The sequence below is a fragment of the Cupriavidus sp. PB-02 genome, from assembly GCF_058252315.1.
Genome location: NZ_CM177694.1, coordinates 3956849 through 3980365 on the forward strand (window position 1 = coordinate 3956849; position 23517 = coordinate 3980365).

Here is a 23517-nt window from a genome sequence, read left to right on the forward strand (position 1 = left end):
TTAACTGCTTTCGAGAACGGACGTCGTCTTCAGCATCCGCTGAAATCGTCCGCCCTCAACGGCGAAAACCGCCATGGAAGCCGCCGCCACGGAAACCGCTGCCGCGCCCGCCAAAGCCGCCACCCGCGCCGCCACCGAAGCCCCGCGCCTGCCATTGCCGCGACGCGCCGTCCAGGCGCTGCTGCGCCACGTCGCGGGCCTGGCGCTGCTGGTCGAGCCGGTTGGTCACTTCGTTGTTAGGCTGCACCGGCTCCCAGCCGCCGGGCGTGTGCTTCTGCCAGCCGTCGTCGGTGTGCTGGTAGACCGAACCGTCGTGGCCCGCATAGACGTTGCCGTTGTTCCACGCCACGGCGTTGTCCTTGCCCGGGTTGGCCACAAAGCCGCGGCTGCCGGCGGTGTGCTCGCCGGTCTGCGTGTTGCCGGCAATGCCGGCCTCGCCCGCGGCGACGCGCCCGGTCTGCGCGTTGTAGCCCGCTGCCTGGCGCCCGGCCGCATAGTTGCCGGTATAAGTATTGCCGGCCACACCGCCGCGCGCCGCGCCCTCGCGCCCGGTGGACGGGTTGGCGAACGAGCCCTGGCGGCCAGCCGCGTAGTTGCCGGAATAGGGATTGAACGCCGCGCCGCGGCTGCCCTGGTAGCGCGCGCCGGTGGCCGGGTTGAAGCCCGACGCCGCGGTACCGCGCCATTCGGTGCCGGTCCAGGCGTTCCAGCCCTGGGCGTGCGTCACGGTACCCTGGCCCCAGCGGCCGTAGAAGTTGGCCTGGTTCACGTTGACGTAATTCCAGTTGTACGGGGCGCCCCACCAGTACGGTCCCCAGTAAGGCGATGCCGCGCCCCAGAACGCGCCTGCGGCGAAGCCGAAGGCAAAGCCCTCCGCCATCCCGATGCCGAAGCCGGCGCCATAGCCGTACGTGACCGGGTAGCCGTAGTAGGCCGCGCCCACGTAGGGCGGATAGACGTAGCCTGTGCCGTACACCACCGTGCCGTCCGCGCTGACCACCACGCCCATGTAGCCGGGGGTATAGCCGACCACCACGGTCTCGGGGGTGACCGTGTAGATGCGCACGTAGGTCACGTAGTACACCGGCGAGGTCGGCGGGATGGTGTAGATGGCCGACGGCACCTCGGTGGCCACGCGCCACGGGCCGGACGGCGCCGGCGCGGTGAACCAGACGCCGTTGGCGACCACATAATAGTGGCTGGCATCGACCTCGATCACCGGCGTGCCGGTGTTGACGGCATAGCTGAGCGAGGTGCCGGTGATCGGCGTAAAGCGCGGCGCGCCGTCATAGGCCACGCTCAGGCTGGCCTTGCTGCGCGATACCGTTGCCGTTTGGGGAATGGTGGCGGCGATCTCGGCCTCGCGCGCCTGCGGCGTGCCGGGCACGGACACCAGCACATTGGCCTTGGGATCGGTCGGCGGGATCCTGGCAAAGTCGGCCGGCAGTTCGCGGCCGGGCACGAACTCCCACGGGCCGGTCAGCATCGGCGCGCGGAACCAGCGGCCGGAGACCAGCACGTAATACTGGTTGGTCGCCGGATCGACGAAGATGGCGTGATCGGCATTGGAAACCGTGAGCAGGCTGACGCCGCTGACCGGCGTCATCTGCGGGGCGCCGCTGGTGATGACCAACTCGGTCGGCTGCTCGGCGAAGACAATGGCCGGCGCCCCGGCCGGGCGCTTGCCATCGGCCGGCAGCATCGCATCCGGCTTCATGCCAGTGGCGGCCTTGGCGGCGGCGTTCTCCAGCGCCTTGGGCGCGGACGTCATCACTTCCCACGCGCCGCCGGCGGATTCGGAGCGGTACCAGTAGCCGGCGGCCTTCAGGTACAGCTCGCCGCCGGCCTCGCGCAGCAACAGGGCGCGGCTATTGAGCGCACGTTCATATGCCGTGCCGTGCACCGCGCGCCAGACCGGCTCGCCGTCAACCAGCACCAGCAGCGTCGGCGTGGTGGCAAACAGGATCTGCGGCGCATCGTTGCGGACCGCCACGCGGCCGGCCCGGGCCAGTTGCTGCGATACCGCATAGCTGGCCTGCAGCTGGTCAAGCGGCACGGTCAGGCCATCGGCCGGCAGCCGCGACACCAGCGCCTGGCGCACCTGGTCGGCGGCGTCGGGCCGGGTCGGGACTTCCACGCTTTCGATCCGCAACGAAGTCAGCTGCACCAGCCGCGAAGGCTTGTCGATATCGGCCGTCGCCGAGAAATGCACCACGCCATAGGTCGGCGCGCCGCCCTTCTCGCCCACCGCCACCGCGGCGCGGCCCGACAACCGGGTGCCGTCCCAGGTCTCGACCTGCGGCTGGTACAGCTCGACATGGTCGGTGGCGGCGTCGAAATTGCGCGGCCAGGCCAGCGCCGCGGTCGCCGGTTGCGGCGGCGTGGCGGCTTGCGGACCGAGAGGTGCCAGGGCAAGCCACGCCGCTGCGATCAGGATGCAGGTCTGCTTCAGGCGAAATGGCATGGGTTTCTCCGGGAATGCTGCTTGTGACTCGCAAGGCTGCTGCGGCACGGCAACACGGCCGTCTGGTGGCATGGAGGCGCACGATGCTGCACAGCAAGCGGCCCATGCTGCGAATCTAAATTAGGGCGGACAGGCGAACAATCTCATTTAAAAACATTCAGGGCCGGCGCAAAAAAAGACAGATCAGGCTCGTACGAGGCGGGTTTCGCTGCGTCCTCGGGGGTATGAAGAACTGAGGCCGCGGTACGGCACCATCAAGCCGCAATGCGCCGTTGCGCCTGCCAGCGGCGGCGCGGGTGTGCATCTTGCTTGGCTTGGCGCGAGGCGTACGCCGCGCCAAGCCCTTGAAGGGCGCGCGCCGCGGCCTCATCTCTCCATACCACCCTGGCTCCGCCCCCGCCCCAATGCCCCCTCGCACCACGATCCTGACCGCCGCCATCGTGACGGCCCTGCTGCACGGCTATATCGGGCTGCGCCTGCTGCCGGCGATGCCCGTGCCGATGCTGGTCAAGACGCTCGCCGTCCTGTGGCTCGCCATGTCGTGTGCTCTGCTGCCCGCTGGCCTGCTGGCGCGTCGCTTCAGCCAGCCGTGGTCTGACCGGATTTCCTGGATCGGCATGCTGGCCATGGGATTTTTCTCATCTTTGCTGGTGCTGACGCTGGCGCGCGACATCGCACTGGCCACCGCCTGGCTGGCCGGCAAGCTGCTCGGCTGGCAGATGCCCGGGCTGACGGCAGGCAGCGCCCTGGCGGTGCCGCTGCTGGCCGTGCTGGTCACGCTGGCCGGCTACATCAATGCCCGCCGCCTGGCGCGCGTGGTCGAGGTGGACGTGCCGGTCGCCGGCCTGCCCGAGGCGCTACATGGATTCACCATCGCCCAGATCAGCGACATCCACGTCGGCCCCACCATCAAGCGGCCCTACCTCGACCGCATCGTTGACCGCGTCAACAGCCTGCAGCCCGACGCGGTTGCCATCACCGGCGACCTGGTCGACGGCACCGTGCGCGAACTGTCCGCCCACACCGCGCCGCTGGCGCGCCTGCAGGCGCGCCACGGCACCTACTTCGTCACCGGCAACCACGAGTATTACGCCGGAGCGCAGCCGTGGATCGACGAACTGCGCCGGCTCGGCCTGCGCGTGCTGATGAACGAGCACGTGGTGCTGCAGCACGGCGGCCACCCGCTGGTGCTGGCCGGCGTGACCGACTACTCCGCCGGCCGCTTTCACGAAAGCCACCGCAGCGACCCGCACCGCGCCATCGCCGGCGCACCGGCGCAGGCCGGCGTACGCGTGCTGCTGGCGCACCAGCCGCGCACGGCCACGGTGGCGGCGGAAGCTGGTTTCGACCTCCAGCTGTCAGGGCATACCCATGGCGGGCAGTTCTGGCCGTGGAACCTGTTCGTGCCGATGCAGCAGCCGTACACCGCGGGGCTGGTGCGGCATGGGGCGATGTGGATCTATGTGAGCCGGGGGACGGGGTATTGGGGGCCACCCAAGCGGTTTGGGGCGCCGTCGGAGATTACGCGGTTGCGGTTGGTGCGGGCAGCTGACTAACGCAATGCGGCGGTTTGCTCCCTTCTCCCGCGTGCGAGAGAGGGGAGCGTTCACGAGGGGTGGCAGCTCGCCCATACACTCGCGAGCTTCACAGCCATAAAAAAACCAGGCCCGCAGGCCTGGTTTCTCTTATCGCACTCCGCAGCAAATCACCGCGCAATCGGCTTATAGCGAATCCGCTTCGGCTTGGCCCCTTCCTCACCCAGCCGGCGCTTCTTGTCGGCCTCATATTCCTGGTAGTTGCCCGGGAAGAACTCCACATGCGAGTCCCCTTCAAACGCCAGGATATGCGTCGCGATCCGGTCCAGGAACCAGCGATCGTGCGAGATCACCATCACGCAGCCGGCAAACTCCAGCAGCGCATCTTCCAGCGCCCGCAGCGTTTCCACGTCAAGGTCGTTCGACGGCTCATCCAGCAGCAGCACGTTGCCGCCGGCAATCAGCGTCTTGGCCATGTGCAGGCGGCCGCGTTCGCCACCCGACAGCGTGCCGACCTGCTTCTGCTGGTCGCCCCCCTTGAAGTTGAAGCGGCCGATATAGGCGCGCGACGGCGTCTCGTACCTGCCCACCGTCAGGACATCGGCGCCGCCCGAGATTTCTTCGAATACGGTCTTGGTGCCGTCCAGCGCATCGCGGCTCTGGTCGACAAACGCCATCTTCACGGTCGGCCCGATCTTGATCTCGCCGCTGTCCGGCTGTTCCTTGCCGGTCAGCATGCGGAAGAAGGTTGACTTGCCGGCGCCGTTCGGGCCGATGATGCCGACGATGGCGCCCGGCGGCACCTTGAAGCTGAGGTTGTCGATCAGCAGGCGGTCGCCATAGCCCTTGCTCACACCGTCGAACTCGATCACTTCGTTGCCCAGGCGCTCACCCACCGGGATGAAAATTTCCTGGGTTTCGTTGCGCTTCTGGTATTCCTGGCTGTTCAGCTCGTCAAAGCGCGCCAGACGCGCCTTGGACTTGGCCTGGCGGCCCTTGGGGTTCTGGCGCACCCACTCCAGCTCCTTGTGCAGCGCCTTCTGGCGGGCCGATTCGCTGGCCTCTTCCTGCTTCAGGCGCGCTTCCTTCTGGTCCAGCCACGAGCTGTAGTTGCCCTTCCAGGGGATGCCCTGGCCGCGGTCCAGTTCCAGGATCCACTCGGCGGCGTTGTCGAGGAAGTAGCGATCGTGGGTCACGGCCACGACGGTGCCCGGGAAGCGGGTCAGGAACTGCTCCAGCCAGTCCACCGACTCGGCGTCCAGGTGGTTGGTCGGTTCGTCGAGCAGCAGCATGTCGGGGCGCGACAGCAGCAGGCGGCACAGCGCCACGCGGCGCTTTTCACCACCAGACAGGTTCGCGATCTTTGCGTCCCACGGCGGCAGGCGCAGCGCGTCGGCGGCGATTTCCAGCTGCAGCTCGACGTTGTTGCCGTCGCTGGCAGCCAGGATCGCCTCGTACTTGGCCTGGTCGGCGGCCAGCGCGTCGAAGTCCGCGTCCGGCTCGGCATAGGCCGCGTAGATCTCGTCGAGCTTCTTGCGCGCTTCGAATACGCCGCCGAGCGCCTCTTCCACCGACTCGCGCACGGTCTGCTCGGGATTGAGCTGCGGTTCCTGCTGCAGGTAGCCGATGTTCAGGTTCGGCATCGGCGTGGCCTCGCCCTCGATTTCCTTGTCGAGGCCGGCCATGATCTTGAGCAGCGTGGACTTGCCCGAGCCGTTCAGGCCCAGCACGCCGATCTTGGCGCCGGGGAAGAACGACAGCGAGATGTCCTTCAGGATGTGACGCTTGGGCGGGACGATCTTGCCCACGCGGTTCATGGTGAAAACGTACTGTGCCATGGGTGCGTGTTGGAGGGTTGTTCGGGAATGGCGGGAGTGTATCAGGCGCGATCAGGCAGATAGGGCACGCTCAGCCGCCTCCGGCCGGATTCCGTCCTCGCCGGTACAATGTCAGGTTCGACTTTCCGCCGATTTTTCAAGCGACCGCCATGAGCAAACCCGCCCTGACCCTGAAGTTCAAGTGCAAGAAGTGCACCAAACCCGTCACGCTGTACCTGCAGAAGACGTCCGCGTGCTCGCACATCACGCCGTACCAGGGCTTCTGCAAGTGCGGCGAGATGATGCGCCATGCCACCGGCGACAAGGACGCGGTCGAGTCGTTCGTCAACTCGCTGGACAACAGCTGGATGCACCACCATCACCACCACCACTGAGCAGGCCGCTGCAGTGACTGAAACCTGGCGCCCCGCCGGCAAGGACCCGATGCGCTTCCTGGGCGGCTACCCGCCCGGCGTGCTCGACCAGGTGCGTGAGCTGATCGCCGCCGGCCGCCTGGGCGACCATATCGCGCGCCGCTACCCCGGCCGCCACACCGTACAGACCGACCGCGCGCTGTACGAGTACACCGCCGCCATCAAGCAGGAATACCTGCGCAGCGCGCCGCCGCTGCACAAGGTCGGCTTCGACGCACGACTCGATTCCGCCCAGCGCGCGCTAGGCCTGCATACCGCGATCTCGCGCGTGCAGGGTGGCAAGCTCAAGGCCAAGAAGGAAATCCGCGTGGCCTCGCTGTTCAAGGAAGCGCCGCCGGAATTTCTGCGCATGATCGTCGTGCACGAGCTCGCCCACCTGAAAGAGAGCGAGCACAACAAAGCCTTCTACCGGCTCTGCGGACACATGGAGCCGCGCTACCACCAGTTGGAGTTCGATACGCGGCTCTACCTGGCGTGGCGGGAACTGGAAAGCAGCGCTCCCGCCAGCGCAGGCGATCAGGCGTCGCAGGCGTAGCGGTACGCGCCGTTGAGCTTCTGCGGCAGCACCACCGTGCGCAGGTTGGCAGCCTGCGCCGCTGCACACAGCGGTGCGCGCGTGGCGGCGTCCTTGTACTTGGTCGCATACTCGATCTGGAACACCGGCTTGCCCTGCCCGGTGAACGCGGTGTAGACGCCGCACTCCTTGTACTTGAAGCACTGTTCGTTGATCGCGAAGTCGAATTCCGCCGCGAGCACGTCCACCTGTGCGATATCGTTCTTCAGTCCCACCGCCAGTCCGCGTGCATGCGCCTCGGCCGCGAGGAAGCGGTTGTAGTCGAGTTGGGTCTCGGCCGTCAGCGGCAGGCCGGGGCTGTTGGTGTAGGCGTCAACGTTGTCCGGATCGACCGCATCGCAGCCCTTGCTGACCGCCAGGTCCATGCGCGCCTGCATGATCTGGCGCACGTTGGCCGAGCGCGTATCGAGCCAGCTTTCGCCCGCCCAGCCTGCCAGCGGCGCGCCCATGTCGGCGGCGGTGAACTGGCTGTAGTCCGGGCGCCAGTCTTCGGCGCTGCCGGCGGAGAAGTAGCAGATCACGCGACGGCCCTGCGACTTGAGCGTTGCGATGGTGGCCGTGGGCGTGTCGAACAGGTCGATGTCGTAGGCGACCACCGCGTAGCTGGTATTGAGTCGGCCGGTGAACTGGATCTGAAACGTATCGGTGATGGCCGGCGCCCAGCGCGTGGTGGCGCTGGTGGTGGTTGCCGTGACAGCGTACTTTGGTGTCGTGGCTGCCATCGTCGACGCCGATGGCGACACCATCTCGGTCTGTTCCCCGTCCCCGCCGCAGCCGCCCAGTACGACGGACAGCATGACCCCGGCAAGCGCAGCATATTTGCTTTTCATGTTCTTCTACCCTTCCCTGTTGTGAAGCCCGAGCAAAATCGACGGCCTGTGTTGTCTCTGCTCCGTACCCGTTGGCCTGCCGATACGGTTCAAGCACTTTAGCGGATTCCCGTGATGGTTTGCCATGTCCAATCGGATGGCACGGCGCCACTGTTCGCGAGGCGCAACACAGGCAAATGGGCTACGGCATCTGGATGGTTCAGATGTAGCCGGGCCGTTTTGTCGGTTGGTTCGTCAATAGCTCGCGCTGAGGTGTGGAGAACAGCGTCAAAGCGATTGAGCACTATGTGAAGGAACTCGACGCCCTCGGGCGGGGGCTACACCGATTGGGTCAACACCCACCTTCAAATGTTCCAGTACCTGCTCAAGGCCTGGTATGGGAGTGGCGGGAATCGACAGATTGGCAGCGTGGATGGCGGGAAAATCGGCGCAGATCGACTGATAACCCGCCGCCGGTGCCGCCGCCTCGCCAGAATCGTCGCCCCTCAAATCGACAAAACTACCAAAACAGCCACCGTTACCGTTTTGTGCCTACAATTGCCGCATAAGAAACCTGCCTGACCGCCGTCGCACCGGTCCGCGACACAAGACGTGGTTAGCGCAGATCCTGAACGGGCAATAAGAAGAGCAACAAGGCATGGCCACGCTGATTCCCGCGCTGGGTTCGGTCACTTCGCGCATGACCAGTGGAGAGAGACGCTTCGCCGAGCGTCTGGAGACAAAGCTGGAAGACGACTACCTGTGCTGGTATGACGTCGCCATCGGTGAAAAAACCAGGCATCCCGATTTCATCGTCTTCCATCCCAGCCGCGGTCTGCTGGTGCTGGAGGTAAAGGACTGGCGGCTGGATACGATACGGGAGATCGATCAACGCGATGTCACGCTGCTGACGGATCGTGGGCTGGTGCGGGAGATGAATCCCCTGGAGCAAGCCCGGCAGTACATGTTCTATGTCACCAACCTGCTGCAGCGCGACCCGCAGCTGGTCTGGCCCAGCGGCTCACTGAAGGGCAAACCCTTCTTCCCCTACGGCTGCGGCGTCGTCCTGTCCAACATCACGCGCGCCCAGTTCGACAAGACCGACCTCGGTGACGTCCTGCCGTCGCACCTGGTGATCTGCCAGGACGAGATGTATGAGACGGTCGACGCAGAACACTTCCAGCAGCGCCTGTGGGAGATGTTCCCGGTCAAATTCACCTTCAAGCTTTCCCTGCCGCAGATCGAGCGAATTCGCTGGCATCTGTTCCCGCAGATCCGCATGCCAGAGCAGCGCACGCTCTTTCCGGAGGACGCCGCCGGACCACTGGATATGCCGGACATCCTGAGTGTCATGGATCTCCAGCAGGAGCAACTGGCACGCAGCCTCGGCGAGGGCCACCGCGTTATTCATGGCGTCGCCGGCTCTGGCAAGACGATGATCCTCGGCTACCGGGCGGAGCATCTGGCAAAGATCGTCACACGGCCGGTCCTCGTGCTTTGCTACAACAAGACCCTCGCCGCCAAGCTGGCGGCGACGATAATCGAGAAAGGCATCGAAGAGAAGGTCCACGTCTACAACTTCCATGCGTGGTGCTCGCGGCAGCTGGAGACGTACAACATCGACCGTCCGAAAGGCCGGCCCAGCGATGCGCTTTTCGAGGAAATGGTGAATCGGGTCATCCAGGGCGTGGACCGGAAGGCAATCCCGGCGGGCCAGTACGATGCCGTGCTGATCGACGAAGGCCATGACTTCCGGCCAGAGTGGTTCAAGCTGGTGGTCCAGATGGTCAATCTGGAGAGCAATTCGCTGTTGGTGCTTTATGACGACGCGCAGTCCATTTATGGCGGCGCCAAGAAGCGCGGGATGACCTTCGCCAGCGTCGGCATCCAGGCCCGGGGCCGAACCACCATCCTCAAGCTGAACTACCGCAATTCCCAGGAAATCCTGGCCGTCGCGCGTAGTTTTGCGGATGAATTGCTCCGGCCAACGGAGGGTGCCGACGACGAGGCTCCGACTGTACAACCTGTCGGCGCCGGTCGCCGCGGCAACAAGCCGCTGTTGATCGAACTGCCAACTGTGGAAGCAGAGGCTGAACGCATCGCCCAGATCCTGACCGACGAAAACCGCGCCGGGACGCCGTGGTCAGAGATGGCGGTGCTGTATCGCCATTGGGACACTGCCGGCCATGTCACGAGTGCGCTGACGCGCAGGGGCATTCCATTCGAATGTCCTCAAGTCAGCAACAAGCGATTCACGCCCGGCGCAGACAGCGTCAAGGTGATCACCATGCATAGCAGCAAGGGGTTGGAGTTTCCGCTGGTATGCATTCCCGCCACCGGGATGCCGCATAAGCATGATGAGGCGGAGGAGAACGAGGCGCGGCTGATGTATGTGGCGATGACGCGAGCTACGCGGCAGCTAGTGATGACGTTCGGGCTGGAATCGCGGTTCGCTGGGAGGCTGAGGGACGCGGTCGGGCGACTGCAGCAGTAGCTTACTGGCCCGATCCGCCTGTGGCGAACATCGTTACCATCGCCAGAAGCTTTATGTCGGCCAGCGCTTGGTGGTAACGCCAAAAACAAAACGGCCTCCCGTATCGGGAGGCCGCCTGAATTCTGGTGCCGGCTGCAGGACTCGAACCCGCCACCTGATGATTACAAATCAACTGCTCTACCTGATGAGCTAAGCCGGCATGTCTGGTGCAGACCGCGATTCTACTGCATTGCGGCCCGCTTTGGGATGACTTACTTCACCACCTTCAACGCAGGCTTCTTGCCGCCTATGCGGGGCACCGGAGGCGGCGTGTCATCGTCGCCGGGGCCGGTGTCGGCGGTCGTTGCCTGGCTTTCGGCTTCGACCGGCGCCAGCTTGGGCGGCGGATTGTTTTCACGCTCGGTGGCGGCCTGTGTTTCCGGCACGCTGCGCTCGACCGGGAAGGCCATTCCCTGCCCGTTCTCACGGGCGTAGATGGCCAGCACGTTTTCGACGGGCACGTCGATCTTGCGCGAAACACCCCCGAAGCGAGCGCTGAAGGTGATCCACTCATTGCCCATGTCCAGGCCGCTGGTGGCGTCGAAGCTTACGTTGAGCACGATCTCGTTGTTTTTGACGAACTCGCGCGGCACGTTGGTGTTGGCGTCGACGAAGACGGCGACATACGGCGTGAAGCCGTTGTCCGTGCACCATTCGTAGATGGCGCGGATCAGGTAGGGCTTGGTGGAGGTTTCAGGCATTGTGCTTCCAGTGGCGCCGTGGTGGCCCGATGGCGGATGCCTTCGGGCCGGTGCCGGTTAGCGGCGCATCACCTTTTCGGACGGGGTGAGCGCTTCGATGTACGCGGGACGGCTGAAAATGCGCTCAGCATACTTCAGCAGCGGCGCGGCGTTCTTCGACAGCTCGATGCCGTAGTGGTCCAGGCGCCACAGCAGCGGCGCGATGGCGACGTCGAGCATGGAGAACTCTTCGCCCAGCATGTACTTGTTCTTGACGAAGATCGGCGCGAGCTGCGTCAGGCGGTCGCGGATCGCGGCGCGGGCGCGTTCGTGGTTCTTTTCCGCGGCCTTGCCCTTTTCGTTTTCCAGCACGTAGACGTGCGTGAACAGTTCCTTTTCGAAGTTGAACAGGAACAGGCGGGCGCGGGCGCGCTGCACCGGGTCGGCCGGCATCAGCTGCGGGTGCGGGAAGCGCTCGTCGATGTATTCGTTGATGATGTTCGACTCATACAGAATGAGGTCGCGCTCGACCAGGATGGGTACCTGGCCGTACGGGTTCATCACCGAAATATCTTCGGGCTTGTTGAACAGATCGACGTCGCGGATTTCAAAATCCATGCCCTTTTCAAACAGGACAAGGCGGCAACGTTGGGAAAACGGGCAAGTCGTACCCGAATACAACACCATCATGGTTGGATTCCTTGGGCTTAGCCGAAGCAGGGTCGGACGATAAGGTCAGCCATTCTGCCAAAATCGGACACCGAAAAGCAAATAAGTTGCAAACAGCGCACTTTTTCGGTGCGCTTCCTGCATATTTCCAAAGAGAAAAGGCCAGAACGGTGCTGCCTTCGCAACATCCGCATCTGGCCTTTTCCTTGACGACTGCTGCGCCAGCTTACTTCACGTCCTTCCAGTAAGCGGCATTCAGGCGCCAGGCGAAGACCGTGAACACGCCCAGGAACAGCAGCACCCAGACGCCCAGGCGCTTGCGGTGATTCTGCGCGGGCTCTGCCATCCAGTCCAGGAAGCCGACCAGGTCGGCGGTGGCCTGGTCGTACTCGACCTTGCTCAACTTGCCCTGGCTCAGTTGCTCGAAGCCGGCGAACTTGTGGACCTTCTCGCCGTGCTCTTCCACTTCCGTGAACTTGGCGGCGCGCTGGCCCTGCAGTTCCCACAGCACGTGTGGCATGCCGACACTCGGGAACACCAGGTTGTTCCAGCCGGTGGCGCGGCTGTCGTCACGGTAGAACGTGCGCAGGTAGGTGTAGAGCCAGTCGTCGCCGCGGGCGCGGGCGATCACCGACAGGTCGGGCGGCTGCGCACCGAAGAAGGCCTTGGCTTCCTTCGGCTGCATGGCGATGGTCATGGTCTCGCCAACCTTGTCAGCGGTGAACAGCAGGTTTTCGCGGATCTGGTCATCGGTCAGGCCGATGTCCTTGAGCCGGTTGTAGCGCATCATCGATGCGCCGTGGCAGTTCAGGCAGTAGTTGACGAACAGCTTGGCGCCGCGCTGCAGCGACGACAGGTCGGCGGTGTTCACCGGAGCCGGCTCCAGGGGGAAGCCCCCTTCGCTGGCCATGGCGGGCGCGGCGGCAAAGCAGGCGCCGGCCAGCGCGATGATGGAAAGCAGCTTTTTCATCTTGTGTCCTTGTGCTCTTGTCGGGGTTCGCTGCGCTCAGTGCGGGTGGAACGTGACACGCTCCGGGACCGGCTTGAACTCGCCGACACGGCTCCACAGCGGCATGGTCAGGAAGAAGGCGAAGTACAGCAGCGTACCGAGCTGCGACACCTTCTCACCCACCGGCGACGGCGGTTGCACGCCGAGGTAGCCGAGAACCAGGAACACCACCACGAAGACGGTCAGGATGGTCTTGTGGAAAGCGGGACGATAGCGGATGGACTTGACCGGCGAGTGGTCCAGCCACGGCAGGAAGACCAGGATCACGACCGAGCCGCCCATCACCAGCACGCCCCAGAACTTGGCGTCGATGAAGTAGAAGCCCACGGCCAGGATCACCGCGACGGCGATGGCGCCGATCTTCACGCGTGCATCCTTGCTGCGCAGGAACACCAGGCCGAGCAGCAGCGCGAAGAACACCCACAGGATCGGCAGGAAGTTCGACGTCGTCGCGCGCAGCATCGAGTAGAACGGCGTGAAGTACCAGACCGGCGCGATATGCGGCGGGGTCTTCAGCGGGTCGGCCGGGAGGAAGTTGTTGTGTTCCAGGAAATAGCCGCCCACTTCCGGGAAGAAGAAGATCACGGCCGAGAAGATGAGCAGGAAGCCGGCAACGCCCAGCGTGTCGTGCACCGAGTAGTACGGGTGAAACGGGATGCCGTCCAGCGGGATGCCGTTCTCGTCCTTCTTGGCCTTGATCTCGACGCCGTCCGGGTTGTTCGAACCCACTTCGTGCAGCGCGATGATGTGGGCGATGACCAGCGCCAGCAGCACCAGCGGCACGGCGATGACGTGGAACGAGAAGAAGCGGTTCAGCGTCGCGTCGCTCACCACGTAGTCACCGCGGATGAACAGCGACAGGTCCTGGCCGATCACGGGAATCGCCGAGAACAGGTTCACGATCACCTGGGCGCCCCAGTACGACATCTGGCCCCACGGCAGCAGGTAGCCCATGAAGGCTTCGGCCATCAGGCACAGGAAGATCAGGCAGCCGAAGATCCAGACCAGCTCGCGCGGCTTGCGGTACGAACCGTACAGCAGGCCCCGGAACATATGCAGGTAGACCACGACGAAGAAGGCCGAGGCGCCGGTCGAGTGCATGTAGCGCACCAGCCAGCCCCAGGGGACTTCGCGCATGATGTATTCCACGCTGGCGAAGGCCACGGGAATGCCGGCGGCGTTCAGCGTGGCGTCGGGCTTGTAGTTCATCACCAGGAAGATGCCGGTGACGATCTGGATCACCAGCACCAGCAGTGCCAGCGAACCGAAGAAGTACCAGAAGTTGAAGTTCTTCGGCGCGTAGTACTTGGAGAGGTGGTCTTCCCAGAGCTGAGTTGCGGGGAAGCGGGCGTCGATCCAGCCGAGCAGGCCGGTGGTCTTGACTTGTTTTTCGGCCGCCATGATCAGGCTTCTCCTTTCTCGTCCTTGCCGATCACGATCTTGGTATCGGTCAGGAACTGGTAGGGGGGAACATCGAGATTCTGCGGAGCCGGCTTGTTCTTGAAGACGCGCCCGGCGAGGTCGAAGGTCGAACCATGGCAGGGGCAAAGGAAACCGGGATCAGCGCCGAGTTGAGGATTGGCGCCAGGGCCGAAGGGGCCGGAAGGCGAGCACCCAAGGTGGGAACAGATACCCACCACGACCAGGACGTCCTTGTGCTCCGGGCGCGAACGGGTTTCGTTCTTGCAGTACTCGGGCGTCGGCATGGTGAATGGAATATCGGAAGTGGGATCGGCCACTTCGCCGTCAGTCTTCTTCAGCGACGCAAGCTGTTCGTCCGTACGCCGCATGATCCAGACCGGTTTGCCGCGCCACTCGACAGTCATCATCTCGCCGGGCTTGAGCGCGCCGATATCTGCCTCGACTGGCGCACCCGCGGCCTTGGCCTTCTCCGATGGTGCAAACGTACTGACGAAAGGAACCGCTACCGCTACGCCTCCGACGCCGCCAGCGACGGATGTCGCGATCAACCAATTGCGGCGACCTTTATCCACGCTCTTCACGTCTTGCTGGTCACTCATTCCAAACCCCAGGGGAAGTCAATTTAGATTTTGCGTCAACCATAAAGTGTACCTTAGACACCTGCGCGCTAGATAGGCAGAAATTGCCACGGGCCCGTACGATTATCGGACGTGCTTGCCGGAAATCCGCTTGTGTGCTTGCTTTCCGGGCAGTGATGCGGCAGGCTTTGGCTTGAAACCGTTCATCGCTAGCAACAAGAAGGAGAACCCCAATGGGCATGATCTCGGAATTCAGAACCTTCGCCGTTCGCGGCAATGTGATCGACCTGGCGGTCGGCGTGATCATCGGCGCTGCCTTCGGAAAGATCGTGGATTCAGTGGTCAACGACCTGATCATGCCGCTGGTGGGCCGCGTTATCGGCAAGCTGGACTTCTCCAATCTGTTCGTCACATTGTCCGATCCCCCACCCGGGACGCCCATGACGCTGGATGCGCTGAAGAAGGCCGGCGTGCCCGTGTTTGCCTACGGCAATTTCCTGACCATCGCGGTCAACTTTCTCATTCTTGCCTTTATCATCTTCATGATGGTGCGCGCGTTCAACAGGATGCGCGAGAAGGAACCGCCTCCGCCGCCCGCAGCGCCGCCCGAAGAAGTGGTGCTGCTGCGTGAGATCCGCGACAGCCTCAAGACGCGTTGAGCGGAAACCGGCCGTGCGCTGCATTGCGCGCTGACCCGGGAAGATAAAACGGCCCCGATGGGGCCGTTTTGTTTTGCGTCAGACAGGATTCGGAATATCGATGAATGTATGGCGCAGGCCGAAGCGCTGGGCCACATGTTCCCCGAGCGAGCGGATGCCGTAGCGCTCGGTGGCGTGGTGGCCTGCAGCGAGATAGGCCACACCGCTCTCGCGCGCCAGGTGCGTGGTCTGCTCCGAAACCTCGCCACTGAGATAAGCATCGACGCCCGCGGCGACCGCTGCGTCGAAATAGCCTTGCGCGCCGCCCGTGCACCAGCCAATGGTGCGGATCATCTGCTCCGGTTCGCCGATGACCAGCGGCTCGCGCCCGAGCACCCCGCCCACATGCGCGGACAGCGCGGCGAGCGGCATCGGCGCGGGCAGCGTGCCGGTCCAGCCGAGCTGGTCGTCGCTGAAGCGGCCGGTCGGCGTGAAGCCGAGCTGCAGCCCAAGCTGGGCGTTGTTCCCGAACTCAGGATGGTTATCCAGCGGGAGGTGGAAGGCAAACAGGTTGACGTCCGCACCCAGCAGCCGCTTCAGGCGCGCATGCTTCTGTCCCACCACGCGCGCATCCTCGTTTTTCCAGAAGTAGCCGTGATGGACGAGGATGGCATCGGCGCCAGCCTCGATCGCGGCATCGACCAATGCCAGGCTTGCCGTCACCCCCGTCACCACGTGAGTGACTTCCGGGCGACCTTGCACTTGCAGCCCGTTGGGACAATAGTCCTTGTAACGGGGAACTTCCAACAGGTCGTTCAAGTACAATTCAAGCTCTTTTGTTTTCATTTTCTGCTCAAAACTCCAATATGTTGCGGCGCTTTTGGCTGTTCTTTGCCCAGGCTGTCACCGTCGTGCTGGCGGTCTGGTTCGTCGTGGCCACACTGAAGCCTGACTGGCTGCAGCGGGGGCGCGTGGCGGTGCAGTCCGGTTCGCCGATTGTGGCGCTCAAGGAAGTGGTGCCCAACGTGTCGGGCCCGTCTGCCGAGGGGTCCTATAGCGAAGCCGCGCGGGAGGCGATGCCGGCGGTGGTCAATATCTTTACCAGCAAGAACGGTTCAAAGCGCTCGCCCAACCCGCAGGCCGAGGATCCGTGGTTCCGCTTCTTCTTCGGCGACCGGCTGCCGGAACGGCAGGAGCCGGTCTCCAGCCTGGGCTCTGGCGTCATTGTCAGTGCCGAGGGTTATATTCTAACCAACCACCACGTGGTGGACGGGGCCGACGAGATTGAGGTGGCGCTGACCGACGGCCGCAAGGCCGACGCCAAGGTGGTGGGTTCGGATCCGGAAACCGACCTGGCGGTGCTGAAGGTGACGCTCAAGGAGCTGCCCGCGATCACGCTGGGCCGGCTCGAGAACGTGAAGGTCGGCGACGTGGTGCTGGCGATCGGCAACCCGTTCGGCGTCGGCCAGACCGTGACCATGGGCATCGTGTCGGCACTGGGCCGCAGCCACTTGGGCATCAACACCTTCGAGAACTTCATCCAGACGGACGCTGCCATCAACCCGGGCAACTCGGGCGGCGCGCTGGTGGATGCGCAGGGCAACTTGCTGGGCATCAACACTGCGATCTACTCGCGCTCGGGCGGCTCGCTGGGTATCGGCTTCGCGATTCCCGTGTCGACCGCCAAGCAAGTGATGGAGTCGATCATCTCCACCGGCAGCGTGACGCGCGGCTGGATCGGCGTCGAACCGCAGGACATGACGCCGGAGATTGCCGAGTCGTTCGGGCTCGATGCGAAGGAAGGTGCACTGATCGCCGCGGTGGTCCAGGGCGGCCCGGCCGACAAGGCGGGCGTGAAGCCGGGCGATGTACTAGCCAAGGTGGACGGCCAGGCGATCACCGACACGACCGCTCTGCTCAACGCGATTGCCCAGCTCAAGCCGGGCGTGGACATCAAGATGACCGTGATCCGCCGCGGCAAGCCAACTGACCTGACGGTAACGATTGGCAAACGGCCCCCGCCGCCGCGCCGGGCGCTGCCGTTTGAAGAGGAAGAGTGAGTCCCGGCACTATGCCCCTGACGAAAAACCCCGCCTTGGACGGCGGGGTTTTTTTGTGCCTGGCGGTCCGATTGACCGTCGCATCGCGGTGGAGCGGCGACGGCCGCGCGCGCGGGCGACAGTTCAGGCGTTCCGGGAGACCAAGGCGTCGAGCGAAAAGCTCACCGCCGCCCTCGATGACATACGGATCGAGGAGGGCCGACTGCTGCACTGTGCTGGCCATGGCAGCACTCACTATCGAACGGTCACGGGTAGGCGCAATGACTCCGCACGTCATCGGCGTGCAAGCGGCGTCGGCAACACAGCGCCCGATCCACGGCACGGCGCAGCAGCAGGCATGCAGGCCGCGCGCCGATTCTCCGGCCGCCCTTCGATGTGCAGCATGACAGATACAGCGCGGTAACAGTGCAACAGCCTGTCCCACCATCTGGCCCCGCACAAGACAAAAGGCCGGCATCCTTGCGGATGCCGGCCTCTTGCTTCAAGCCAATCTTAAGCGAGCTTACGCCCGCGTCAGATTAGAACTTGTGGCGCAGACCAACCACAGCACCGAACTGATCCTTGTTCGGCTGAACGTTCGTGGTCGTGGCGGTGTTGAAGCCGTTCACGCCCAGGGCCGAGCCCTTGTCGTTCAGGGTGTACGACAGCGAGGTGTACACGTCGGTACGCTTCGACAGCGCGTAGTCGGCCGTGATCACGAACTGCCACGGATCTGCGTCGCTCTTGCGGAAGTCCTGGTAGTACGCAGCGCCCGACAGCGAGAACGCCGGGGTCAGCTGGTAGCCCAGACCCAGCCAGTACAGGTTCGACGCCGTAGCCGTGGTCAGGATACCATTGTCAACCGTCGTGCCGCCCGTCAGCGGGGCGCCGTCGAAGGCCTTGGCCCAGCGATAGCCGGCATAGACCTTGGCCGGACCGAAGGCGTAGTTGGCGCCGACGGAAGCGCGACGAGTGCGCTGGCCGCTTTGGTCAACACCAGCAGCCGACACGGTGCCGTGGATTTCGTCATAAGCAGCACCAACTGCGAACGGGCCAGCTGCGTAGCTCAGCAGCGCGCCGTACTGTTGGCCGCGGCGGAATTGGCCGGCGGTCTCCTGGCCGTTGTTGTTGAAGCTGTAGAAAGCCGAAGCGGTCAGGCCACCGAAGGTGCCGATGTACTTGACAGTGTTGTCAGCGCGTGCAGCAAACTGGGCGTCCTGAGCCAGGATACCGTAGCGCGACGAGATGGCCATCGGATCGTAGATCAGGCCGAAGTCATAGAACGACGTTTGTTGACGGCCCAGCAGCAGCGAACCGTATTGGCTTTGCAGACCGACGTAGGCTTGACGACCGAACAGACGACCGCCTTGGGCCGACGTGCCGTTGTCGAGGTCGAAACCGCTTTCCAGGACGAACACGCCCTTCAGGCCGCCGCCCAGATCTTCCACACCACGCAGACCCCAGCGCGAACCGGATTGGTTGCCCGACGACATGCGGAACAGATCGTCACCGGCGGCGTTAGCGTTGCTAACGTACTCGAGACCGACATCAGCCACGCCGTACAGGGTTACGCTCGATTGGGCATACGCGCCACCAGCGGCCAGAGCGGCGACGGCAGCAGCAAACAGTTTCATCTTCATATCGACACTTTCCTTGTCAACTGATTGGGAAATCTTGGTTGCCCAAGTACTTGGGCGACGTATTTACATTCACGTCTGCTGCGTATTATGTGCCAGCCCCCCCGGCCGTCAGAAGGCTTTTTCGGCGTAAACCACGCTTTGCGACGGTTTATGTTGTGATCGAACAACAGGATTGCCGAAAAAAATCCCCGTTTTGGTGCAAAAACGGGGATTGGCGGGATCAGAATGTCTACCTCAGCGGGATTAGTCCGGCTGCGTTTCCCCTGAAGCGGCGGACTCGGTGGTCGGTTTGCCGATGAAACGCGCCAGGATCAGCCCCAGTTCATAGAGCAGCACCAGCGGCACCGCCAGCAGTAGCTGCGACAGCACATCGGGCGGGGTCACGATGGCGGCAATGATGAAGGCGCCGACGATCACATAGGGGCGAATCTGCTTGAGCTTTTCCAGCTCCACCACGCCGAAGCGCACCAGCACGATCACCACCACCGGTACCTCGAAGGTGATGCCGAAGGCCAGGAAGGTGGTCATGGCAAAGCTCAGGTATTTGTCGATGTCGGTCGACATCTCCGCCCCGAGCGGCGCGTTGTAGTGCGCCATGAACTGGAACACCGTCGGGAACACCAGGAAATACGCGAACGCCACGCCGCACAGGAACAGGAAGTAGCTGCTCGACACCAGCGGCAGGATCAGCCGCTTCTCATGCTGGTACAGGCCGGGCGCGACAAACTGCCAGACCTGGTACAGCACCCAGGGCAGCGCGATCAGGAAGGCCACCAGCAGCGTGACCTTCATTGGCACGAAGAACGAGCCGGTGACGTCGGTCACGATCATCTTGCCGCCCTTGGGCAACGACTCCATCAGCGGCGCGGCAAACAGGTTGAAAATCACCGGGGCCCAGTAGACCAGGCTGACGAAGACTAGGATGATCCCGGCCACCGCCTTGACCAGGCGCTGACGCAGCTCGATCAGATGGGAAATGAAAGTTTCCTGCTGCGATTCGTCTTGGGGATCGGGGGACGGGGTGTCGCTCATGGCGTGAACCGCTCAGCCGCGCTGGCTGGCAAGGTGGAATCGATCTGCACGGCGCGGCGCGCTTGCGCGGGCACGACGGCGGCAGCCGGAACGCAGGCCGGCAAGGTATCGCCGCGGGCCATGCTTACTCGAAGAAGGAACGGGACGGCCGGGTGGCCGGGCGGTGACGCTTCACTCGCGCGGCCCCCGACTGCACCCAGACCCGGACATTGTGCTGGCGCTTGAACCACAGCGGACGCGCTCCCTGCTTCACGCGCCAGCTCTTGCGCCCGTTGTGCGCCTTGTGCGCCGCGTCCCAGCTGGGCACGAAGCCGTCGCCACTGCCGGAGCCCACGCTGCTGGTACCGATGCCAGACTCGGCACCGCCCAGCGCCTCGTTCACCGCCTGGGTCTGCTCGCTGACTTCCTTGTGGATGGTGCGCTCGACATCGCGCGCCGCATCCTCGAATTCAGTGCGCATCTTGCGCAGCTCTTCCAGCTCGACCTCGCGGCTGACTTCGGCCTTGACGTCGTTGATATAGCGCTGCGCGCGCCCTACCAGCGCGCCCACCGTACGGGCAACCTTGGGCAGGCGCTCGGGACCGATCACGATCAGTGCCACGGCGCCGATCAGAGCCAGCTTGGAAATGCCGAGATCAATCATGCGGACACGTCATGCGGACAACATGCGAAGAACAGCGGATGCGCGCATGCGCAGGCAGCCACGATTGCGGGAAGGGGATGGCACACCGCCGGCTTACTGCTGCTGGCGGGACTTTTCCTTGGCGTCGACGTCGATGGTGGTGGTATCGCGCAGTTCCTTGGCCTGGGCCGGCTGGCCAGCCTGTGCCGACTTGTCTTCGCCGTCCTTCATGCCGTCCTTGAAGCCCTTGACCGCGCCGCCCAGGTCCTGGCCCATATTGCGCAGCTTCTTGGTGCCGAACACGAGCATGACGATCACCAGCACGATAAGCCAGTGCCAAATGCTAAACGAACCCATTTTTTGCTCCTGATGAAGCCTCGGGCGCAATCATTGATGCCCGGACCCGTTGTTCCGTCCCGTTATGGCCGCGCCGGGCGACGGTTGCCGGCGCAGCTTCCGCCCGGGCGTTGCCGCCGCAGGCGCTCCCATGCCAAGCCGCCCGATCAGGGCAGCGTTCCCTTCCACTCGTGACGCGGCCCACCCAGCACATGGAGGTGCAGGTGGTAGATCACCTGGCCGCCGTCCGGGCCGGTGTTGATCACCGTCCGGAAACCGTTGGTGCAGCCAGCCGCGCGCGCGAGTTCAGGCACCTTAAGTAGCATTCTAGCAAGCACCTCCCCTTCGCTGGCGCCGCAATCGGCCAGCGAGTCGACATGCGACTTGGGAACGACCAGCAAGTGTACCGGGGCCTTGGGATGGATATCGTGGAAGGCCACCATGTCGTCGTCTTCGTAGACTTTTCGCGACGTTAGCTGGCCGGCCACGATCTTGCAGAAGATGCAATTATCCTGAGCGTTCATGAAGTTTTCATTGCGACGGCCACGACACCCCGGCATCACCTTCGGGCGCCTAGCCTGACCGGCATCAGAACTGCTGATCCGGGTACATCGGCTTGCTGTCGTTCAGGTACAGCCAGCCCTTGACGATACGATACAGCATCCACAGCGACAACACGGCCCAGACGGCAAAGGCAAGCGGTATCAGCACCACCGTGGCGAACAATACGCCGCCGAGCGCGCCCCACACCACCGACCACCAGAACGAGCGGATCTGCCAGGCGAAGTGCGACGCATACAGTGAGCCGCGCGCATCGTCGCGCTTGACGTAGTCGATCACGATGGCGATCAACGCGGTGATTCCGCCGGTCAGCCAGAAGATGGCATACAGCGCATACAGGATATGCAGCAGCTTGCGCAGGCTGCTCAGCTGTTCGCCGCTGGGAGTGGTCACTTGCCCGGTGTAGTCGTTGGCCATGTTCGCCCTTGTTGTCGGAGGCCTGCCCTTTTCCAGGTGGAAAGGCAGGCGGGAAGCTGGCCGGCGCTATGCAGATCCTTGCCGGTCAGCCCTCGTCCTTGCGTCGGGCCTTTTCTTCCAGGCCGGACAATCCCTCGCGCCGTGCCAGTTCATTGACCACGTCGGCCGGCGTCAGGCCGAAGTTTGCCAGCAATACCATGCTGTGGAACCAAAGGTCCGCCACTTCATAGACCACCTTGGCGGCGTCGGCGCCACTCTGGCCGGCCGCGCGCGCGTCCTTGGCGGCCATCACGGTCTCGGTGGCTTCCTCGCCGATCTTCTTCAGGATGGCGTCGTCGCCCTTGCTGAACAGGCGCGCCACATAGGACTTGTCGGGATCGCCGCCGTTGGCGGGCTTGCGCGATTCCAGCACTTCGGCCAGGCGCGCCAGCACATCGTTGCTGCTGAGTTGGGTGTCGCTCATGGCTTGGTGTAGATCTGCGCAGGGTCCTTCAGCACCGGCTCGACCGTGTGCCAGTCGCCGGATTCGGCGTCGCCGTCGAACTTCTGGAAGAAGCAGGAATGACGCCCGGTATGGCAGGCGATACTGTCGACCTGCGTGACCTTGAGCAGCACCACGTCCTCGTCGCAGTCCAGCCGGATCTCATGCACCTTCTGCACGTGGCCGGACTCTTCGCCCTTGTGCCACAGGCGCTTGCGCGAGCGCGACCAGAACACGGCCTCGCCCAGCTCGACGGTGCGCTGCAGCGCGTCGCGGTTCATGAACGCGAACATCAGCACGTCGTTCGAGCCGACTTCCTGCACGATCACCGGCACCAGCCCGTTATCGTCCCACTTGACCTTGTTGAGCCATTTCTTTGCCATGATCAGATCCGCACGGGAATGCCCTCGCGGGCCATGAATGCCTTGGCTTCGCCCACGGTATGCTGGCCGTAGTGGAAGATGCTGGCGGCCAGCACCGCGTCGGCGTGGCCCTGGGTGATGCCGTCGGCCAAGTCCTGCAGGCCGCCGACGCCGCCCGAGGCGATCACCGGCACCGGTACCGCGTCGCTGACGGCGCGGGTCAGTTCCAGGTCGAAGCCGCTCTTGGTGCCGTCGCGGTCCATGCTGGTCAGCAGGATCTCGCCGGCGCCGCGCGCGGCCATTTCACGGGCCCATTCGACCGCGTCCAGTCCCGTCGCCTTGCGCCCGCCGTGGGTGAAGACCTCCCAGCGCGGGGCTTCGCCCGGGGCGGAACTGCGCTTGGCGTCGATCGCCACCACGATGCACTGCGAGCCGTACTTGGCGGTCGCGTCCGACACCAGCTGCGGATTGGCGATGGCCGACGAGTTCACGCTGATCTTGTCCGCGCCCGCATTGAGCAGGCGCCGCACGTCTTCGACCGTACGCACGCCGCCACCCACCGTCAGCGGGATAAAGACCTGCGAGGCCACATCCTCGATGATGTGCAGCATCAGGTCGCGTCCGTCGCTGGTCGCGGTGATGTCCAGGAATGTGATTTCATCGGCGCCCTGCTCGTCGTAGCGGCGCGCGATTTCCACGGGATCGCCCGCATCGCGCAGCTCAACGAAGTTGACGCCCTTGACCACCCGCCCGTTGGTAACGTCCAGGCAGGGGATGATACGTTTGGCTAGCATGAGATTCCTTGTCCGCCGCCGCTTCCGACGAAACGGCGGGCCCGGCGGCGGCTGCGCTCGCGGCGCGTTGG

Annotated in this window: 24 protein-coding genes and 1 tRNA gene; 6 read left to right on the forward strand and 19 right to left on the reverse strand. The window is 64.0% G+C overall.

Annotation, left to right across the window (positions count from 1 at the left end; translation table 11 throughout):
* Window positions 1-55 precede the first annotated feature (55 nt).
* The gene (locus tag AC10V3_RS18550; RefSeq protein ID WP_022536780.1) at window positions 56-2464 is read right to left on the reverse strand and encodes a carbohydrate-binding protein; all 2409 of its coding nucleotides are present in this window, start codon (window positions 2462-2464) and stop codon (window positions 56-58) included.
* A 404-nt stretch (window positions 2465-2868) separates the two neighbouring features.
* Between AC10V3_RS18550 and AC10V3_RS18555 the strand changes: the two genes are divergently transcribed.
* The gene (locus tag AC10V3_RS18555; protein ID WP_022536781.1) at window positions 2869-4020 is read left to right on the forward strand and encodes a metallophosphoesterase; all 1152 of its coding nucleotides are present in this window, start codon (window positions 2869-2871) and stop codon (window positions 4018-4020) included.
* Between the two features lie 149 nt (window positions 4021-4169).
* Here AC10V3_RS18555 and ettA read toward each other — a convergent pair whose 3' ends face one another.
* The gene (ettA, locus tag AC10V3_RS18560) at window positions 4170-5837 is read right to left on the reverse strand and encodes an energy-dependent translational throttle protein EttA (RefSeq protein ID WP_349605148.1); all 1668 of its coding nucleotides are present in this window, start codon (window positions 5835-5837) and stop codon (window positions 4170-4172) included.
* A gap of 149 nt (window positions 5838-5986) precedes the next feature.
* Between ettA and AC10V3_RS18565 the strand changes: the two genes are divergently transcribed.
* Both AC10V3_RS18565 and AC10V3_RS18570 read left to right on the forward strand, forming a co-directional pair.
* Window positions 5987-6211: a hypothetical protein gene (locus AC10V3_RS18565; RefSeq protein ID WP_010812270.1), complete on the forward strand. Its 225-nt coding sequence runs from the start codon at window positions 5987-5989 to the stop codon at window positions 6209-6211.
* 49 nt (window positions 6212-6260) lie between these two features.
* On the forward strand, window positions 6261-6785 hold the full coding sequence (locus tag AC10V3_RS18570; RefSeq protein WP_349605163.1) for a YgjP-like metallopeptidase domain-containing protein: 525 nt from the start codon (window positions 6261-6263) through the stop codon (window positions 6783-6785).
* Here the strand turns inward: AC10V3_RS18570 and AC10V3_RS18575 are convergent.
* Window positions 6767-7654 carry an endo alpha-1,4 polygalactosaminidase gene (locus tag AC10V3_RS18575; RefSeq protein WP_349605146.1) on the reverse strand — a complete coding sequence of 296 codons (888 nt, stop codon included), beginning with the start codon at window positions 7652-7654 and terminating at the stop codon, window positions 6767-6769. The two genes, AC10V3_RS18570 and AC10V3_RS18575, sit on opposite strands and share 19 nt — an antisense overlap.
* 637 nt (window positions 7655-8291) lie before the next feature.
* Between AC10V3_RS18575 and AC10V3_RS18580 the strand changes: the two genes are divergently transcribed.
* Complete coding sequence (locus tag AC10V3_RS18580) at window positions 8292-10127, forward strand: DEAD/DEAH box helicase (RefSeq protein WP_490922719.1); 1836 nt, start codon at window positions 8292-8294, stop codon at window positions 10125-10127.
* A 123-nt stretch (window positions 10128-10250) separates the two neighbouring features.
* On the opposite strand, the gene AC10V3_RS18585 is transcribed toward AC10V3_RS18580, so the two are convergent.
* The 6 genes from AC10V3_RS18585 to petA all read right to left on the reverse strand — a co-directional run bounded on the left by AC10V3_RS18585 (window position 10251) and on the right by petA (window position 14545).
* Window positions 10251-10326 (reverse strand) — tRNA-Thr (locus AC10V3_RS18585).
* A 52-nt stretch (window positions 10327-10378) separates the two neighbouring features.
* Window positions 10379-10867: a ClpXP protease specificity-enhancing factor gene (locus tag AC10V3_RS18590; protein WP_022536794.1), complete on the reverse strand. Its 489-nt coding sequence runs from the start codon at window positions 10865-10867 to the stop codon at window positions 10379-10381.
* A 57-nt stretch (window positions 10868-10924) separates the two neighbouring features.
* Window positions 10925-11536 (reverse strand): glutathione S-transferase N-terminal domain-containing protein, encoded by a 612-nt coding sequence (locus tag AC10V3_RS18595; RefSeq protein ID WP_008643086.1) that lies wholly within the window; start codon window positions 11534-11536, stop codon window positions 10925-10927.
* 205 nt (window positions 11537-11741) lie between these two features.
* Complete coding sequence (locus tag AC10V3_RS18600) at window positions 11742-12485, reverse strand: cytochrome c1 (protein ID WP_022536795.1); 744 nt, start codon at window positions 12483-12485, stop codon at window positions 11742-11744.
* A 36-nt stretch (window positions 12486-12521) separates the two neighbouring features.
* Entirely contained in the window at window positions 12522-13925 is a 1404-nt protein-coding gene (locus tag AC10V3_RS18605; RefSeq protein WP_022536796.1) for a cytochrome b, read from the reverse strand.
* A 2-nt stretch (window positions 13926-13927) separates the two neighbouring features.
* Window positions 13928-14545, reverse strand: coding sequence for a ubiquinol-cytochrome c reductase iron-sulfur subunit (gene petA / locus AC10V3_RS18610; protein ID WP_022536797.1), 618 nt, complete (start codon window positions 14543-14545; stop codon window positions 13928-13930).
* A gap of 212 nt (window positions 14546-14757) precedes the next feature.
* Here petA and mscL point away from each other — a divergent pair, with 212 nt between their 5' ends.
* Window positions 14758-15183 carry a large conductance mechanosensitive channel protein MscL gene (mscL, locus tag AC10V3_RS18615; RefSeq protein ID WP_022536798.1) on the forward strand — a complete coding sequence of 142 codons (426 nt, stop codon included), beginning with the start codon at window positions 14758-14760 and terminating at the stop codon, window positions 15181-15183.
* A 78-nt stretch (window positions 15184-15261) separates the two neighbouring features.
* Here mscL and AC10V3_RS18620 read toward each other — a convergent pair whose 3' ends face one another.
* The gene (locus AC10V3_RS18620) at window positions 15262-16008 is read right to left on the reverse strand and encodes a Nif3-like dinuclear metal center hexameric protein (protein WP_022536799.1); all 747 of its coding nucleotides are present in this window, start codon (window positions 16006-16008) and stop codon (window positions 15262-15264) included.
* 20 nt (window positions 16009-16028) lie between these two features.
* Between AC10V3_RS18620 and AC10V3_RS18625 the strand changes: the two genes are divergently transcribed.
* The gene (locus AC10V3_RS18625; RefSeq protein WP_022536800.1) at window positions 16029-17222 is read left to right on the forward strand and encodes a Do family serine endopeptidase; all 1194 of its coding nucleotides are present in this window, start codon (window positions 16029-16031) and stop codon (window positions 17220-17222) included.
* 518 nt (window positions 17223-17740) lie between these two features.
* Here the strand turns inward: AC10V3_RS18625 and AC10V3_RS18630 are convergent.
* The 9 genes from AC10V3_RS18630 to hisF all read right to left on the reverse strand — a co-directional run bounded on the left by AC10V3_RS18630 (window position 17741) and on the right by hisF (window position 23446).
* Entirely contained in the window at window positions 17741-18841 is a 1101-nt protein-coding gene (locus tag AC10V3_RS18630) for a porin (RefSeq protein ID WP_022536801.1), read from the reverse strand.
* 243 nt (window positions 18842-19084) lie between these two features.
* Window positions 19085-19873, reverse strand: a complete 789-nt coding sequence (tatC, locus tag AC10V3_RS18635) for a twin-arginine translocase subunit TatC (RefSeq protein ID WP_022536802.1) — start codon at window positions 19871-19873, stop codon at window positions 19085-19087.
* 124 nt (window positions 19874-19997) lie between these two features.
* The gene (tatB, locus tag AC10V3_RS18640) at window positions 19998-20516 is read right to left on the reverse strand and encodes a Sec-independent protein translocase protein TatB (protein WP_022536803.1); all 519 of its coding nucleotides are present in this window, start codon (window positions 20514-20516) and stop codon (window positions 19998-20000) included.
* Between the two features lie 93 nt (window positions 20517-20609).
* Entirely contained in the window at window positions 20610-20852 is a 243-nt protein-coding gene (gene tatA / locus AC10V3_RS18645) for a Sec-independent protein translocase subunit TatA (protein ID WP_022536804.1), read from the reverse strand.
* 146 nt (window positions 20853-20998) lie between these two features.
* Window positions 20999-21355 carry a histidine triad nucleotide-binding protein gene (locus AC10V3_RS18650; RefSeq protein ID WP_022536805.1) on the reverse strand — a complete coding sequence of 119 codons (357 nt, stop codon included), beginning with the start codon at window positions 21353-21355 and terminating at the stop codon, window positions 20999-21001.
* 64 nt (window positions 21356-21419) lie between these two features.
* Window positions 21420-21809, reverse strand: coding sequence for a DUF4870 family protein (locus AC10V3_RS18655; protein WP_022536806.1), 390 nt, complete (start codon window positions 21807-21809; stop codon window positions 21420-21422).
* 85 nt (window positions 21810-21894) lie between these two features.
* On the reverse strand, window positions 21895-22272 hold the full coding sequence (locus AC10V3_RS18660; protein ID WP_022536807.1) for a phosphoribosyl-ATP diphosphatase: 378 nt from the start codon (window positions 22270-22272) through the stop codon (window positions 21895-21897).
* Complete coding sequence (hisI, locus tag AC10V3_RS18665) at window positions 22269-22673, reverse strand: phosphoribosyl-AMP cyclohydrolase (RefSeq protein ID WP_022536808.1); 405 nt, start codon at window positions 22671-22673, stop codon at window positions 22269-22271. The genes AC10V3_RS18660 and hisI overlap by 4 nt, the downstream gene beginning before the upstream one ends.
* A gap of 2 nt (window positions 22674-22675) precedes the next feature.
* Window positions 22676-23446, reverse strand: coding sequence for an imidazole glycerol phosphate synthase subunit HisF (gene hisF, locus AC10V3_RS18670; RefSeq protein ID WP_349605140.1), 771 nt, complete (start codon window positions 23444-23446; stop codon window positions 22676-22678).
* Window positions 23447-23517 lie beyond the last annotated feature (71 nt).